The organism is Streptomyces sp. NPDC029292, from assembly GCF_055569295.1.
Genome location: NZ_JBVHXR010000005.1, coordinates 159241 through 175236, shown reverse-complemented (window position 1 = coordinate 175236; position 15996 = coordinate 159241). Strand labels below are relative to the sequence as shown.

Below are 15996 nucleotides of genomic sequence, written 5' to 3'. Positions count from 1 at the left end.
TGAGAGGGGTGTTTGTTGTAACTCCCCCAAGTTTGGCCCCCCGTCTCCTCCGGAAAAAAAACCCCCCGCACCCCGCGGAGGGGGGGGGTTGTCCCCCGCAAACCCCCCCCGCTTCTCGTCCTGACAGCGCCTACCGGATGCCTCGCCAGCCCTCGGGGTCCACCCCGCCCGGCACAGAAGCGCCCTCGTCGTACGGCTGACGCGTGAAGACGAACGACCCGAGGTCGAGATGGCTCACGGACCCGTCCGGGCGCCGTACGGCCCGCAGCGGCTCCCCTGCGTAGTAGCCGTCGAGCCCCGTCCACGTCCCATCGCCGTTCGCACGGAAGCGCGAGCTTCGACCTGACCCTGAGAGCGACTCCAACTCAACCGTTCCGTCGGCCTTCAGGCGCAGCGCGCACCCCTGAGTTCCCCAGTACCACGGTCCCGCCAACTCCAGCACGGACTGGTCGACTTCGGGCGCCGGGCGCCAAGGTTCGGGAATCCGCGGTTCGGCCTCGGCCACGATGCGTACGAGATCGGCGGCCACCGTCAGGGGTCGTGGGCCCGACGTGCAGTTGGACAGGAAGACGGCCGCCACGTCGTCCTCCACGCTGATCGTGAGAGCCGCGAGGAAGCCGGGCAGCGATCCGGAATGCCCGACAAGAATCCGGCCGTTCCGATGCAGCACCTGCATACCGAGGCCGTAGGCGTCTCCGGACGCCACCTCTGCGGCCTCTGCCGGGGCTGCGGGCGTGCGCATCTCCAGGAGGGACTCGGCACTGAGGACCCGGTCGTCTCCCTTGGCCAGGAAGACGGCGAACCGCGCCAAGTCCCCGGTGGTGGACCACAGTTGTCCGGCCGGAGCCATCCGGCCCAGGTCCTCCGAAGGCTCCGGCATCATCACGTCCGCCCAGGGATGGACGGCCCACCCGCCCGCGTGCGGTGCCTGCGGCCGTCCGCTGGTGCGGCGCAGTCCCAGCGGTTCGAGCACCTCGCGCCGTAGTACCTCTTCCCAGGGGGCGCCCCGCAGTTCCTCGACCAGCGCGCCCAGCAGCGTAAAGCCGGGGTTCGAGTAGTGGTGGCGGCGGCCGACCGGATGCCGGAAAGGCTGCTCGCCCAGTACATCGGCCAGCTCGGGGCGCAGCAAGCCGGGCGTGCGCTCCCACCAGGGAGCGGGCGATTCGGCAGCCAACCCGCCTGTGTGCGCGAGCAGTTCGGCGATGGTGACCTCCCCCGCGCCGGTGCCCTGCAGATGCTTCTCCAACGGGTCAGCGAGATCCAGCACGCCCTCGTCGCGCAACCGCATGACGAGTACGGCGGTGAAGGACTTGGTAATGGAGCCGATCCGGTACTGCACGTTCTCATCCGGCCCGTGCCCGTCAACCGAGGTCCGTGCCCCGGTCCACACCGTCTCTCCGCCCCGGACGACCGCCGCGACCAGCGACGGCGCCCGTCCCTCGGTCTGCGCGACGGCGATACGGTGCAGCAGGGCCCGGCGTGTGGTGGGAAGCAGCTCTTCCTGAGGTGTCGTCATACCCCCAGTCCACCCGGCCCGGCACCGCGCGTCGAGCACATTTCTCCGACGCGCGGGACCCGTGAGGTGTGTAGGGTCTCGCCGCCGATGACATGTCGATCTTCTGTGACCTGCTGGTTCTCTGTTGTCTCACCGCGATGTCACCCAAGATCAGTCTCAGCTCGATGCCATTTCCTCGGCGGAACGATGAGTCTGCGGCTGAGCCACCGAGCACGAGGACTACATGCGAGCTCAGATCGCGCACCGATGAGTTTCCCGCGCCGCGCCGGTCTGTACGCGTGAGACCGACTCACGGAAGGCTGGCGCCATGCGGAAATTGATCTACGGCATGAACCTGACCCTGGACGGCTACATCGCCGCGCCCGGCGACGACATCGGCTGGAGCGTGCCGAGCGACGAGCTGTTCCAGTTTTGGTCCGACCAGTTGCAGGCGACCGACCTGTCGCTGTACGGGCGCAAGCTGTGGCAGACGATGAGCTCCTACTGGCCGACCGGCGACCAGCAGTCCAACGCCACCCCGGCGGAGATCGAGTTCTCGCGCCGCTGGCGGGACATGTCGAAGGTGGTGTTCTCCTCGACGATCGACAAGGTCGACTGGGACACCCGCCTGGTCACCGGCGACGCGGTCGCCGAGATCACCCGGCTCAAGGCCGAGGACGGCGGCCCGATGGACATCGGCGGCGCGACGCTCGCCGGGGCGGCCATGCGGGCCGGGCTGATTGACGAGTACGTGCTGGCCACCGCGCCGGTCCTGGTGGGCGGCGGCACGCCGTTCTTCACCGCGCTGGACAGCTGGGTGAACCTGAACCTGGTGGAGACGCGGACGTTTCCCTGCGGCGTGATCCTGACCAGGTACGAGACGAGGCGCTGAGCGCCCGTCACGCGACTCGACCGCCTGCCGGGTCCACGCGAACGTGAACGCCACCACTGGGGTGGACAGCCGGCAGTGCGGCTTCACATCCACCACTACCGGACCCTGCTCAGTGGTCAAGATGTAATCCGGGATGTGCTTGCGGGCCTGTCCCTCCACAACGGCCTTCAGCAGGAAAGGCTGGGCCACGATGCCGCGTACGGACGGATCGAAGTCGGCAAAGAGCAACCGCGACAGTTCCAAGCGCGACTCGTAGATCACGTGGTCGCGCATCGTCGCTGACCAGTAGATACCCGAGTAGTGCTTCTGGCCCTTGTACCAACGGAACGTCCGCTACGGACAAGCCGACTGCAGAAGGTCGACAGGTGCCGTACCCCAGTCCCGGACCTCCACAAGAGCACCACGCTGCTGACGGATACTCACCGTCGCCGTGACACTGTTCATCGCGTACCCCCGCCCCACGGGCAACGACCCGTACAGCCAAGGGTGTCAGCCAGGCACTGACGGACGGAGCGGGCCGGAACCCCGCCACCCGAAAGGGTGAGAACCCCGACCAGCGAGTCTCACGAAGACGGCATAAGTGCCGCCGCTGTGCCGTCGGAGATGAGACTGTGCCGCGAAATCTGAGACCCTACAAGGTGTCGGATCAGGTCTGCGCCATGTCCACGAAGCGCGAGTAGTGGCCCTGGAAGGCCACCGTGATCGTGGCCGTCGGACCGTTGCGGTGCTTGCCCACGATGATGTCCGCCTCGCCGGCACGCGGCGACTCCTTCTCGTACGCGTCCTCGCGGTGCAGCAGGATCACCATGTCCGCGTCCTGCTCGATCGATCCGGACTCACGCAGGTCGGAGACCATGGGCTTCTTGTCCGTACGCTGCTCAGGACCACGGTTGAGCTGCGACAGCGCGATCACCGGTAGCTCCAGCTCCTTGGCCAGCAGCTTCAGGTTTCGCGACATGTCGGAGACCTCCTGCTGGCGGCTCTCGGACCGCTTGCCGCCCGACTGCATCAGCTGCAGATAGTCGATGACGACGAGCTTCAGGTCGGCGCGCTGCTTGAGGCGACGGCACTTGGCGCGGATCTCCATCATCGACAGGTTCGGGGAGTCGTCGATGTAGAGCGGGGCGGCCGAGACGTCCGGCATGCGGCGCGCGAGCCGGGTCCAGTCCTCGTCGGTCATCGTGCCGGACCTCATGTGGTGCAGAGCCACACGCGCCTCGGCCGAGAGCAGACGCATGGCGATCTCATTGCGGCCCATTTCGAGCGAGAAGATCACGCTGGGCATGTTGTGCTTGATCGAGCACGCCCGCGCGAAGTCCAGGGCCAGCGTCGACTTACCCATGGCGGGACGGGCCGCGATAATGATCATCTGGCCCGGGTGCAGACCGTTGGTGAGCGAGTCGAGGTCGGTGAAGCCGGTCGGCACACCGGTCATCTCCCCCGACCGAGAACCGATCGCCTCGATCTCGTCGAGCGCGCCCTCCATGATGTCGCCGAGCGGCAGATAGTCCTCTGTGGTGCGCTGCTCGGTGACCGCGTAGATCTCGGCCTGGGCACTGTTGACGATCTCGTCAACGTCTCCGTCGGCCGCGTATCCCATCTGCGTGATGCGCGTTCCCGCCTCGACCAGGCGGCGCAGGACCGCGCGCTCGTGGACGATCTCCGCGTAGTACTCGGCGTTCGCCGCGGTCGGGACCGTCTGCACGAGGGTGTGCAGATACGGTGCGCCGCCGACCTTGGTGATCTCGCCCCGCTTGGTGAGCTCGGCCGCGACCGTGATGGGGTCGGCCGGCTCGCCCTTCGCGTACAGGTCGAGAATCGCCCCGTAGATGGTCTCGTGCGCCGGCCGGTAGAAGTCGTGCCCCTTGAGGACCTCCACGACATCGGCGATGGCGTCCTTGGACAGGAGCATGCCGCCGAGAACGGACTGCTCGGCATCCAGATCCTGGGGCGGTACGCGCTCGAAGGACGAACCGGCACCGGCACCCTCCCATGAACCGTTGTCCCGGTCGCGGTCGTGCTGCTCGTCACGGCTCCGACCACCGTCGCGGCGCTGGCGGGAGGCGGGCAGACGATCACTGGGACCGCTGTCGGCCCAGGGGTCGTCCAAGGGCTCGGAAATACTCACCGAGCCACCTCCTCCCGTCCGCCGAGCGGACCTAACCGTGCCTCTCATTTCTACGGCACGGCACTGACAACTGAGATGCCCAACTCCGGTTCTGACGCGTCGGTTTTGCGAGGTTTCCGAGGGCGGAGGAGAGAGCGGGCGCCGCACCACGTTAGGCCCGCGGGCACCGTCAGCCAATCTGGTTATCCACAGGCCATGTGGACGACGGCCCAGATGCTGTGGAGAACCCCACAAAACCTGTGCACGGCCCGGTGGACAGCCCTGTGAACAAGCCCTCAGCCTGTCGTGCGAACCCGCTCCGACCTGCAGCTATCCCATCCACCGGCTGTGCAGAAGAAAAACTTTCCCAGTCGGGCCAAGTTCGCTTCAAACGGTGCGCGACGACACACCCCACCTGACGACTCGTAAGGGTCCCAGTGGCATTGCATCTCTTACCTGTGGAAGATTAGATTGGTGGTCATGACACAGGCTCCCGCGGCACCCAGGGCCGCTCGACGCCGGCACGACCGAGAGATCGTCGCGCTGGCCGTTCCGGCCTTCGGCGCACTCGTTGCCGAGCCTCTTTTCGTGATGGCCGACAGCGCGATCGTCGGCCATCTCGGCACCGCGCAACTCGCCGGTCTCGGCGTCGCCTCGGCCCTGCTCACGACGGCCGTCAGTGTCTTCGTCTTCCTCGCCTACGCCACGACAGCTGCCGTCGCCCGGCGGGTCGGCGCGGGCGATCTGCGCGCCGCGATCCGCCAAGGCATGGACGGCATCTGGCTGGCGCTGCTACTCGGCGCCGTCGTCATCGCCGTCGTCCTGCCCACGGCACCCTCTCTGGTGGAGCTCTTCGGCGCCTCGCACACAGCGGCTCCGTACGCGACCACATACCTGCGCATCTCGTCGCTCGGCATCCCCGCGATGCTCATCGTGCTCGCCTCCACCGGTGTGCTGCGTGGACTACAGGACACGAAGACCCCGCTCTACGTCGCCGTCGGAGGCTTCGTCACCAACGCCGCGCTCAACGCGGGCCTGGTCTACGGCGCCGGTCTGGGCATCGCGGGCTCCGCCTGGGGCACCGTCGTCGCCCAGTTCGGCATGGCCGCCGTGTACTTGTTCGTCGTGGTGCGCGGTGCAAGGAAGCACGGCGCTTCGCTGCGGCCGGATGCCGTCGGGATACGGGCCTGCGCCCAGGCCGGCGCGCCCCTGCTGGTCCGCACGCTGTCGATACGGGCCATCCTCTTGATCGCCACGGCGGTCGCCGCCCGGCTCGGGGACGCCGATATGGCCGCCCACCAGATCATCCTGTCGCTGTGGAGCCTGCTCGCCTTCGCGCTCGACGCGATCGCCATCGCCGGACAGGCCATCATCGGTCGCTATCTCGGCGCGAACGACGCACAGGGCGCCCGCGAAGCCTGCCGCCGCATGGTCCAATGGGGCATCGCTTCTGGCGTCGTCCTGGGCCTGCTGGTGCTCGCTGCCCGCCCGCTCTTCCTTCCCCTGTTCACCAGTGACTCGATCGTCCATGACGCGGCGCTCCCCGCCCTGGTGCTGGTGGCCGTCTCGCAGCCGATCAGCGGGATCGTCTTCGTCCTGGACGGAGTCCTGATGGGGGCGGGGGACGGGCCATATCTGGCGGGGGCGATGCTGCTCACTCTGGCGGTCTTCGCTCCCGTCGCGCTGCTGATTCCCACGCTCGGCGGCGGGCTCACCGCGCTCTGGGGAGCGATGACGCTGATGATGACCGTACGGATGCTGACTCTGTGGCTGCGTTCTCGCTCGGGGCGCTGGATCGTCACGGGTGCGACGCGCTGACCGAGGGCGCTGCCTGTTTCACGTGAAACCGCGATCCAACCCCCGTTTCACGTGAAGCCGCGGTTCGTGCCTCCCGTTTCACGTGAAACAGACAACCGCCACACCTTGTGAGACGAAGAAGGGCCGCACCCCTTGGGGGGCGGCCCTTCTCTCAGCTATGCCGAGCGCAGCGGTCAGGCCGCGACGACCTCGATGTTGACCTTGGCGGCAACCTCGGGGTGTAGACGCACGGACGTCTCGTGGGCGCCCAGGGTCTTGATGGGCGCGCCCAGCTCGATGCGGCGCTTGTCGACCTCGGGGCCACCGGAAGCCTTGATCGCCGAGGCGATGTCGGCCGGGGTGACGGAACCGAAGAGACGACCGGCGTCGCCGGAGCGAACGGCCAGACGGACCTTCACGCCCTCAAGGCGGGCCTTGATCTCGTTGGCCTGCTCGATGGTCGCGATCTCGTGGATCTTGCGAGCACGACGGATCTGCTCGACGTCCTTCTCGCCGCCCTTGGTCCAGCGGATCGCAAAGTTCCGCGGGATCAGGTAGTTGCGAGCGTAGCCGTCCTTGACGTCAACGACGTCGCCCGCGGCACCGAGGCCGGAGACCTCGTGGGTGAGGATGATCTTCATGTTTCGGTCACCCTTCCCTTATCGCGCGGTGGAGGTGTAGGGCAGCAGCGCCATCTCACGGCTGTTCTTCACGGCCGTGGCGACGTCACGCTGGTGCTGCGTGCAGTTGCCGGTCACGCGGCGGGCACGGATCTTGCCGCGGTCGGAAATGAACTTCCGCAGCATGTTCGTGTCCTTGTAGTCCACGTACGTGACCTTGTCCTTGCAGAAAGCGCAGACCTTCTTCTTAGGCTTGCGCACAGGCGGCTTCGCCATGGTGTTTCTCCTGTGTGATCAAGAAGTGGGGGTACGGCCCACCCTCGGCCCGAGGGCCTAGAAGGGGGGCTCGTCCGAGTAGCCGCCGCCGGAGCCGCCGGAGCCGCCGGAGTTTCCACCCCAGCCGCCACCGCCGCCGCCCTGGTTGCCACCGCCGGCAGGAGCGCTGGTCGCCCAGGGGTCGTCGGCGGGAGCGCCGCCACCCTGCTGCTGACCGCCGCCGGAGCCACCGCCCCAGCCGCCGCCCTGCTGGCCGCCGCCACCGCCGCCGCCGTAACCGCCCTGGCCGCCTCGACCGGTGGTCTTGGTGACCTTGGCCGTGGCGTTCTTCAGGCTGGCGCCGACTTCCTCGACGTCCAGCTCGTAGACCGTGCGCTTGACGCCCTCACGGTCCTCGTAGGACCGCTGCTTCAGCCGGCCCTGCACAATGACGCGCATGCCTCGCTGGAGCGACTCGGCGACGTTCTCCGCCGCCTGACGCCAGACCGAGCAGGTCAGGAACAGGCTCTCGCCGTCCTTCCACTCATTGGTCTGACGGTCGAAGGTCCGGGGGGTGGACGCGACACGGAACTTCGCGACCGCCGCACCGGAAGGGGTGAAGCGCAGCTCGGGGTCGTCGACAAGATTGCCGACGACCGTGATGACGGTCTCGCCTGCCATGGGGGTACCTCTCGGCGGGTTTGCTGCTGGCTGCTTAGTGCTGCTACTCGATGCCCGAGATCAGCTGAGCTGGAGAGCTCAGTGGGTCTCGGGACGGAGGACCTTGGTCCGGAGGACCGACTCGTTCAGGTTCATCTGTCGGTCGAGCTCCTTGACGACCGCAGGCTCGGCCTGAAGGTCGATGACCGAGTAGATGCCCTCAGGCTTCTTCTTGATCTCGTAGGACAGACGACGACGGCCCCAGGTGTCGACCTTCTCGACCTTTCCGTTGCCCTCACGGACGACGGAGAGGAAGTTCTCGATCAGCGGGGAGACAGCGCGCTCTTCGAGATCGGGGTCGAGGATGACCATCACTTCGTAGTGACGCATGTGGAACCCACCTCCTTTGGACTCAGCGGCCACGGTCGTTCCGTGGCAGGAGGGTTGTGATGCGTACGCAACGGTATCGGCCGCCACTGACAATCGAGTTCCCCGTCGGAGATACCGAGCGGGATTCCCTGTCGTGACCTGGCTTTCGCCTGGGCAGACACCGGTGCAGAGGGTACAGACTACCTGCACACCGGCTTCCGGTTGAAATCCGACCGGGTTGACCGTCAATCTGTACACATCGGGTGTGTATGGCGCTACGATGCGCCGCCTTCCGCAGGAGGTGCCCTATGGCACAGACATTGCGACCCAACACCGTCGGCTCCGGCTCTCTACTCGCCACCGACCACAAACCGCATCCACTCCAGGACACGCTGCTCGCGGTGACCCTGGTGCTCGGGGCGACGGCCTTCATCACCGCGCAGTTCGACAGTCTGCATCTGATCAGCTCCTGGACAGGACTGCTGGGCATCTTCACCGGTGCCGGCGGACAGTTCATCTCGGTGACGACCCGGGAGCGCTTCGGGCTGATCCTGGGTCTTGGTGCCTCGGCCATCGGCTTCTTCCTCGGCATGGCGCACGGCGGCCTCTTCGGCGGCATCATCGGCTGACGGGCCGCCCAACAGCCGAAAAACACCTCAGGACGTCCTGGCCACGTATCGGGTCGGGGCGCAGGTTCCATACGGCCATTCGAGGCGCTCCCAGGGCGCAGTAGGCTTCGGCGCGAGAGCCGGAGCCCCTGTACCCATGGGGACACACCAGCCCGAGGAGCGCCCCGAATGAGCCTGACCCTGAGGACCATCAGCCGAGAGCAGCATCTGGCGTACATCCAGAGCCTGCCCGCGGCGAGCCACATGCAGGTCCCGGCCTGGGCAGATGTCAAGGCGGAGTGGCGCTCCGAGAACCTCGGCTGGTTCGACGACAAGACCGGCGAGATGGTCGGCGCGGGCCTGGTGCTGTACCGCCAGCTGCCCAAGATCAAGCGCTATCTCGCCTATCTGCCCGAGGGCCCGGTCATCAACTGGTTCGCCCCGAACCTCGACGACTGGCTGCAGCCGATGCTCGCGCACCTCAAGCAGCAGGGCGCCTTCTCCGTGAAGATGGGCCCGCCGGTGATCATCCGGCGCTGGGAGGCCGCCTCCATCAAGGGCGGTATCCAGAACCCGGATGTGAAGCGCCTGCGCGACATCGAGGCGGACTTCATCGAGCCCCGTGCCTTCGAGGTCGCCGACAAGCTGCGCCGCATGGGCTGGCAGCAGGGCGAGGACGGCGGCGCAGGCTTCGGCGACGTCCAGCCGCGCTACGTCTTCCAGGTGCCGCTGGCCAACCGGTCCCTGGAAGAGGTCCACAAGAACTTCAACCAGCTGTGGCGCCGCAACATCAAGAAGGCCGAGAAGGAGGGCGTCGAGGTCGTCCAGGGCGGCTACCAGGACCTCGAGGAATGGCAGCGGCTGTACGAGATCACGGCGATCCGCGATCACTTCCGGCCCCGCCCGCTGTCGTACTTCCAGCGCATGTGGACGGCCCTCAACACCGAGGACCCCAACCGGATGCGGCTCTACTTCGCCCGGCGCGACGGCGTGAACCTGTCCGCCGCGACCATGCTGGTCGTCGGCGGGCACGTCTGGTACTCGTACGGTGCCTCGGACAACATCGGGCGGGAGTTCCGGCCCTCGAACGCGATGCAGTGGCGGATGCTGCGCGACTCGTACGCCCTCGGTGCGACCGTCTACGACCTGCGCGGCATCTCCGACTCGCTGGACGAGACCGACCACCTCTTCGGCCTGATCCAGTTCAAGGTGGGCACGGGCGGGCAGGCCGCGGAATACCTCGGCGAATGGGACTTCCCGCTCAACAAGCTGCTCCACAAGGCACTCGACATCTACATGTCGCGCCGCTGAGCCAGCCCGAACCGCATGTCGAGCCTCTGATCCGGCCCGGCGTCGCCCCGTCGGTCCGGCGGATCCGCCACAATTTCCCTTCATAGTTCTGATACACCGCAGCCACGAGAAAGGTTCCGGGACCGGCCATGGCGCTCACGCTCTACGTCGACACCGCGCGCTGGCGGGCACACCACAAGCACGTGCAGGAGCAGTTCCCCGGGCTCGTCCCCGTGTGCAAGGGGAACGGGTACGGCTTCGGCCACGAGCGCCTCGCGGACGAGGCCACCCGCCTGGGTTCGGACGTCCTCGCCGTCGGCACCACGTACGAAGCCGCCCGGATCAAGGACTGGTTCGGCGGCGACCTGCTGGTCCTGACGCCGTTCAGGCGGGGCGAGGAGCCCGTGCCGCTGCCCGACCGCGTCATCCGCTCCGTGTCGTCCATCGACGGCGTGTACGGCCTTGTGGGCGCCCGTGTCGTCATCGAGGTCATGTCCTCGATGAAACGGCACGGCGTGAGCGAGCAGGATCTACCCCACCTGCACTCCGCCATAGAGAACATCCGGCTGGAGGGCTTCGCCATCCATCTGCCGCTGGACCGCACCGACGGCTCTGACGCCGTCGAGGAGGTCATCGGCTGGATGGACCGTCTACGCGCGGCCCGTCTGCCGCTGCACACGATGTTCGTCAGCCACCTCAAGGCCGAGGAACTCGCCCGTCTTCAGCAGCAGTTCCCGCAGACCCACTTCCGCGCCCGCATCGGCACGCGGCTGTGGCTGGGGGACCACGAGGCGACCGAGTACCGCGGGGCCGTCCTGGACGTCACGCGCGTCTCCAAGGGCGACCGCTTCGGCTACCGGCAGCAGAAGACGGCCTCCGACGGCTGGCTCGTCGTCGTGGCGGGCGGTACGTCGCACGGAGTGGGCCTGGAGGCCCCGAAGGCGCTGCACGGCGTCATGCCGCGCGCCAAGGGCGTCGCCCGTGCCGGCCTCGCGACGGTCAACCGGAACCTTTCGCCGTTCGTGTGGGCCGGCAAGCAGCGCTGGTTCGCGGAGCCTCCGCACATGCAGGTCTCGATCCTCTTCGTGCCCTCGGACGCCACGGAGCCGAAGGTCGGCGACGAACTGGTGGCCCATCTGCGGCACACGACCACGCAGTTCGACCGCATCGTCGAGCGCTGATCCCAGCCCACTGCCGGTTCAGGCACAGCCGAAGCACCGGCTTCGCTCGGACCCAGCCGAAAGGCCGTACACGGACACCGTGTACGGCCTTTTGCGTGGCTTGCCTGCACCCTGTTCGCTCAGGGCGAACTGTCACCGGCCGTCGCGCTCCGGCTGCCCCACTCCACCTGCGGCCCGTCGAAGTGCGCCGCGTGCCGCGGCGGATGGGCCGCGGCCCCGAGCACGAAGACGTCCTGCGCACCGTCCAGCACACCGCCCGACGGATCGTCGTCACCGGCCCGGCGCACCACGTCCCGCTCCGGCATGAAGATGTCGCGGACGACCACCGCACACAGGTACAGCGTCCCCAGCAGGTGGACGGCGATGGCGATTTGGTATCCGTCGGTCGGCAGGCCCTTGTGGGCGTCCCCGCTGGTCGTGTACGCGAGGTACATCCAGATCCCCAGGAAGTACGCGACTTCGCAGGCCTGCCAGATCAGGAAGTCCCGCCAGCGCGGCCGGGCCAGCGCGGCGAGGGGGACCAGCCACAGCACGTACTGGGGCGAGTAGACCTTGTTGGTGAGGATGAAGGCCGCGACGATCAGGAAGGCGAGCTGGGCGAAGCGGGGGCGACGCGGGGCGGTGAGCGTGAGCGCGGTCAGGCCCACGCAGGCGATCAGCATCATGATCAGCGCCCACGTATTCGCCGCGTCGAAGGTGATCGTGATCTTCCACCACTGCGAGATGAACAGGAAGACCGAACCGAAGTCGACACCGCGGTCGTGGCTGAAGCTGTAGAACTTCGCCCAGCCTTCCGGGGCGAGGTACATCACCGGAAGGTTCACGACGAGCCAGGCTCCGACCGCGCCGAGGAGCGCGGTCCCGAACTCGCGCCACTTGCCTGCCCGCCAGCACAACAGGAAGAGCGGTCCGAGCACCAGGAACGGGTAGAACTTGGCGGCCGTGGCGAGCCCGATCAACACGCCGAACGCCAGAACGCGGCCCCGCGACCACATGAGCATCGCGGCGGCCAGCAGGGCCACAGCGAGGAGATCCCAGTTGATGGTGGCCGTGAGCGCAAAGGCGGGCGCGAGGGCGACCAGGAGACCGTCCCAGGGGCGTCGACGATGGGTGCGCGCGGTGCATACGGCGATGACCGCCGCGCACACCATCAGCATCCCGGCGTTGACGAACCAGTAGATCTGCTCCTGGACCTGGATGCTCCCGCTGCCCGGAGTGAGCCAGGCCGCGACCTCCATGAACACACCGGTCAGCACCGGGTACTCGAGGTAGTCCATATCGCCGGGGATCTTGTCGAAGTACGGCACGAGACCGTCGGCGAAGCCGCGCCCCTGGTAGAGGTGCGGAATGTCCGAGTAGCACGCGTGCGTGTACTGCGAGCTGGCGCCGAAGAACCAGCCTCCGTCGTAGCACGGCAGCTTCTGCACCATGCCGAGAGCGAACATGCCGATCGCAACGAGGGCAATGACCCGCACCGGGGTCCACCAGGACGTCCCGAGCAGGGCCCGTCGTCCGATGGGGCCGCCGATCAGCTCACTGCCGGTCGCGGCGACCTCGTCATCCTTGGTCGGCCGTACCAGCTCCGGCTCGTGCACGCTCACTCGCGTCGTCTCTGCACTGGGCATGCCGCACATCCTGCCGTACGCACCTAGGAATACGCCGAGGGCCGCCGCACCTGATCGGTGCGGCGGCCCTTGTTTCACGTGAAACGGTGTGTTTCACGTGAAACACACACGGAGGCGGCTATCCGTTCGGTCCTCCGAAGATTCCTCCGTTGCCGTTGGCATTGCCTTTGGAGGTCCCGGTACTGGTGGTCTCCGTCGGTGTGGAGGTCACTCCTCCGTCCGTACCGCCGGTGCTGGTCCCACCGCTATCGCTGCAGTTCCATCCGAAGTTGCCGCAGGTGTCGCTCGTCGAGGGCGACGGAGACGTCAAGGACTCACTCGGCGTCGGAGTCGGAGTCGGACTCTCCACCGCGCTCTCGGTGGCCGAGGGGGTCACGGTCGGGCTCGGAGTGTCGTTGAGGACCTCGCCGATGTCCACGGGCTTCGGGAAGGCCACCGCCTTCTTGCCCTTGAGCGCCTGCTCCATGTAGTCGTGCCAGATCTGGGCCGGGAACGAAGCACCATGGATCTTCTTCTGGCCGCCCGTTCCGTACATCTGCAGGAACTCGCGATTCTTGCTGGTCTCGTTGTCGTCCATGCGGTACATGCCGATCGCGGTCGACAACTGCGGGGTGTATCCGACGAACCATGCGGACTTGTTGCCGTCAGTGGTGCCGGTCTTGCCGGCCACCTCGCGGCCGGTCAGCTGGGCGGCGGTGCCGGTGCCCTTCTCGACGACCGTCTTCAGGACGTCGGTGACGTTGTCGGCGACGTCCGAGGTGAAGGCCTGCGCAGCCTTGTTTTTATGCTGGAAGACCGTGCCGTTCTTGTCGGTGACCTTGTCGACCGAGTACGGATCGTGCTGCTGACCGCTGGCCGCGAAGGTGGCGTACGCACCAGCCATCCGGATGGCGCTCGGGTCGGACGTGCCCAGGGAGAAGGACGGATAGTTGGCATCGGCCAGGCTGGTCTTCAGGATGCCCGCGTCCAGAGCGGCCTCCTTGACCTTGTCCAGGCCCACGTCCATGCCCAGCTGGACATAAGCGGAGTTGACGGACTCGCGCATCGCCTCACGGAGGTCAATGTTGTAGCTCGGCGGGTTGTACGACTGATTGCCGTCGTTCTGCTGAAGCCACTCCTTGCCCTCCTTGTTCGTCCAGACGGTGTGGTCGTAGTCCTTGATCTTCAGCTTGTTCTTGCCGCTGTAGAGGCTCTTCGGAGAGACGACGGTGCGCTCGTCCTGCGCCTGGACCGGGTCGCCGTTGGGATCCCGCACACCCCATGACATGGCGGCCGCCAGCACGAACGGCTTGAACGTCGAACCCACCTGGGCACCGGTCTGGTCGGCGTTGTCGGTGAAGTGCTTGGTCGCGTCCTCACCGCCGTAGATGGCCTGGATCGCTCCGGTGGCCGGGTCCACGGAGGCTCCACCGAACTGGACGTACGTGTCCGTCTTCGGGCGCGCCTTGGCGTCGATGTTCTTCTTGCGGACTTCCTTCACCGCGGCTTCGAGCGCGTTGACCTTCTTCTTGTTGAAGGTCGTGTGTATCTCGTAGCCACCCTGCTGGAGCTTGTCCGCGGTGATCCCGGTCGTCTCGCTGTTGTTGATGAGGTACGACTTGGCCAGGTCGACGAGGTAGCCGATCTGTCCGCTCAGCTCAGCGTTGGACCGCGGGCTCTGGATCTTGGGGAACTTGGTGTACTGGTTCCGCTGTGCGGCGGTCAGGCGCTTGTCCTTGACCTCTTCGTCGAGGATCCACTTCCACCGGGCCTCGGCGCGCTTGCGGTTGGCCTGAGGCGTGGCGGCCGGGTCGATCGACACGGCACCCGCGGGGTCGTAGTACGTGGCGCCCTTGAGTGCCGCCGCCAGAAAGGCGCACTGGCTCGGGTTCAGCTTCGTGGCGTCCTCGTTGAAGTAGGCGCGCGCTGCCGCCTGGATGCCGTACGCGTTGCGCCCGTAGTACGCGGAGTTCAGGTAGCCGGCCATGATCTGCTCTTTGGGGACCGAGGCGCCGACCTTTATGGAGACGAACAGCTCCTTGAACTTCCGGGAGACCGTCTGCGACTGGTCATCCAGCATCGCGTTCTTCACGTACTGCTGGGTGATGGTGGAGCCGCCCTGCGTCTGGCCGCCCTTGGCCATGTTGACGAAGGCGCGGGCGATACCCATCGGGTCGACGCCGCTGTCGGTCTCGAACGTCTTGTTCTCGGCCGACATGACCGCGTACCGCATCTCCTTGGGGATCTGTGCGTAGCTGATGATCTGGCGGTTCGTCTCACCACCGGTGGCGACCATCTGGCTGCCGTCGTCCCAGTAGTACACGTTGTTCTGCGCCGTGGCGGTTTTCGCGACGTTCGGGACGCCCACCATCGCGTACGCGACACCCGCGACCGTCACGAGCGTGCCGAAGAAGCCGATGAACGTGCCCGTCACCAGTTTCCAGGACGGGACCCAGCGCGCCGCGCCGTACTTACCCGCGCGCGGGTAGTCGATGATCCGCTTCTTGGCAGGCCCGGAACCGCGGCCTCGGCCACGCCCGGGTCCGTTCGGGCCGCCGGGACCACCGCGTCGGCCACCGCCTCCGGGGCCGCCGTGTCCCGCGCCGTCGGCCGCTCTGCGCCGGCCGCCGCCACTACTTCTCTGTGCCGCCCGCCGGGCCTCGGCACGGCCGCTGTACGGGCGCTCCTCACCTCCCGACCCATAGGGGTCGGAAGGAGACCCGGTGGCGCCTCGCGGTGCCGCGCGGCGGCCGGAGGACGAGCCGGACTGGCCGCGTCGGGCCGCGGCACGTCCGCCTTCCTGCGGCTGCGGCAGTTTGCGACGGTGCTCGCTCATCGAACGATTACTCCTCGGGCAGGCGCACCCTTGCGCGCCTCGAAACGGCGGCTGGTTTCCGGTCCCCCCGAAGTACGGATGCGGTCGTATTCGCATTCACCCGTACTGCACCAGGGACCATGACGCCCTCAGGCGTCACTCGGTTCCCGGTGGTGTGCATGGCGCACAGACTACGCACCGTCAAAACCCGCCTAGCACCGAAGTTCACCCCAAATCAGGCAACTCGCTTCGTATGAATCGGTGATGTGACGCCGTTCACCGTGACCCCTCTTGTCGCAGCCG

The 15996-nt window shown here is 67.0% G+C and carries 13 protein-coding genes and 1 pseudogene; 5 read left to right on the top strand and 9 right to left on the bottom strand.

Going from position 1 to position 15996, the window contains the following annotated elements; translation table 11 throughout:
• Nucleotides 1–130 precede the first annotated feature (130 nt).
• Entirely contained in the window at nucleotides 131–1516 is a 1386-nt protein-coding gene (locus ACZ4WS_RS14215) for a serine hydrolase domain-containing protein (protein ID WP_467980241.1), read from the bottom strand.
• A gap of 307 nt (nucleotides 1517–1823) precedes the next feature.
• Here ACZ4WS_RS14215 and ACZ4WS_RS14210 point away from each other — a divergent pair, with 307 nt between their 5' ends.
• Complete coding sequence (locus tag ACZ4WS_RS14210; RefSeq protein ID WP_467980240.1) at nucleotides 1824–2387, top strand: dihydrofolate reductase family protein; 564 nt, start codon at nucleotides 1824–1826, stop codon at nucleotides 2385–2387.
• Nucleotides 2388–2411: 24 nt separating this feature from the next.
• On the opposite strand, the pseudogene ACZ4WS_RS14205 reads toward ACZ4WS_RS14210, so the two are convergent.
• Both ACZ4WS_RS14205 and dnaB read right to left on the bottom strand, forming a co-directional pair.
• Nucleotides 2412–2708: pseudogene (locus ACZ4WS_RS14205) on the bottom strand (TnsA-like heteromeric transposase endonuclease subunit); the annotation flags it as partial.
• A gap of 325 nt (nucleotides 2709–3033) precedes the next feature.
• A complete protein-coding gene (gene dnaB, locus ACZ4WS_RS14200) occupies nucleotides 3034–4515 on the bottom strand; it encodes a replicative DNA helicase (protein WP_467980238.1) in 1482 nt (493 codons plus the stop codon).
• A gap of 459 nt (nucleotides 4516–4974) precedes the next feature.
• Here dnaB and ACZ4WS_RS14195 point away from each other — a divergent pair, with 459 nt between their 5' ends.
• The gene (locus ACZ4WS_RS14195) at nucleotides 4975–6312 is read left to right on the top strand and encodes an MATE family efflux transporter (protein WP_467980236.1); all 1338 of its coding nucleotides are present in this window, start codon (nucleotides 4975–4977) and stop codon (nucleotides 6310–6312) included.
• 173 nt (nucleotides 6313–6485) lie between these two features.
• On the opposite strand, the gene rplI is transcribed toward ACZ4WS_RS14195, so the two are convergent.
• From rplI to rpsF, 4 genes are all read right to left on the bottom strand, one after another.
• Nucleotides 6486–6932 carry a 50S ribosomal protein L9 gene (rplI, locus tag ACZ4WS_RS14190; protein ID WP_189187153.1) on the bottom strand — a complete coding sequence of 149 codons (447 nt, stop codon included), beginning with the start codon at nucleotides 6930–6932 and terminating at the stop codon, nucleotides 6486–6488.
• Nucleotides 6933–6950: 18 nt separating this feature from the next.
• A complete protein-coding gene (rpsR, locus tag ACZ4WS_RS14185; protein ID WP_003949403.1) occupies nucleotides 6951–7187 on the bottom strand; it encodes a 30S ribosomal protein S18 in 237 nt (78 codons plus the stop codon).
• A 57-nt stretch (nucleotides 7188–7244) separates the two neighbouring features.
• Nucleotides 7245–7847: a single-stranded DNA-binding protein gene (locus ACZ4WS_RS14180; protein ID WP_467980235.1), complete on the bottom strand. Its 603-nt coding sequence runs from the start codon at nucleotides 7845–7847 to the stop codon at nucleotides 7245–7247.
• Nucleotides 7848–7925: 78 nt separating this feature from the next.
• A complete protein-coding gene (rpsF, locus tag ACZ4WS_RS14175) occupies nucleotides 7926–8216 on the bottom strand; it encodes a 30S ribosomal protein S6 (protein WP_006604399.1) in 291 nt (96 codons plus the stop codon).
• Nucleotides 8217–8503: 287 nt separating this feature from the next.
• On the opposite strand from rpsF, the gene ACZ4WS_RS14170 reads away from it, so the two are divergent.
• The 3 genes from ACZ4WS_RS14170 to ACZ4WS_RS14160 all read left to right on the top strand — a co-directional run bounded on the left by ACZ4WS_RS14170 (nucleotide 8504) and on the right by ACZ4WS_RS14160 (nucleotide 11274).
• Nucleotides 8504–8824, top strand: coding sequence for a hypothetical protein (locus tag ACZ4WS_RS14170; RefSeq protein ID WP_467980233.1), 321 nt, complete (start codon nucleotides 8504–8506; stop codon nucleotides 8822–8824).
• A gap of 168 nt (nucleotides 8825–8992) precedes the next feature.
• Nucleotides 8993–10114, top strand: a complete 1122-nt coding sequence (gene femX / locus ACZ4WS_RS14165) for a peptidoglycan bridge formation glycyltransferase FemX (RefSeq protein WP_467980232.1) — start codon at nucleotides 8993–8995, stop codon at nucleotides 10112–10114.
• 128 nt (nucleotides 10115–10242) lie between these two features.
• Complete coding sequence (locus tag ACZ4WS_RS14160) at nucleotides 10243–11274, top strand: alanine racemase (protein WP_467980230.1); 1032 nt, start codon at nucleotides 10243–10245, stop codon at nucleotides 11272–11274.
• Nucleotides 11275–11393: 119 nt separating this feature from the next.
• On the opposite strand, the gene ACZ4WS_RS14155 is transcribed toward ACZ4WS_RS14160, so the two are convergent.
• Complete coding sequence (locus ACZ4WS_RS14155) at nucleotides 11394–12899, bottom strand: glycosyltransferase family 87 protein (protein WP_467980229.1); 1506 nt, start codon at nucleotides 12897–12899, stop codon at nucleotides 11394–11396.
• 118 nt (nucleotides 12900–13017) lie between these two features.
• On the bottom strand, nucleotides 13018–15714 hold the full coding sequence (locus ACZ4WS_RS14150; RefSeq protein ID WP_467980227.1) for a transglycosylase domain-containing protein: 2697 nt from the start codon (nucleotides 15712–15714) through the stop codon (nucleotides 13018–13020).
• Between the last annotated feature and the right edge of the window lie 282 nt (nucleotides 15715–15996).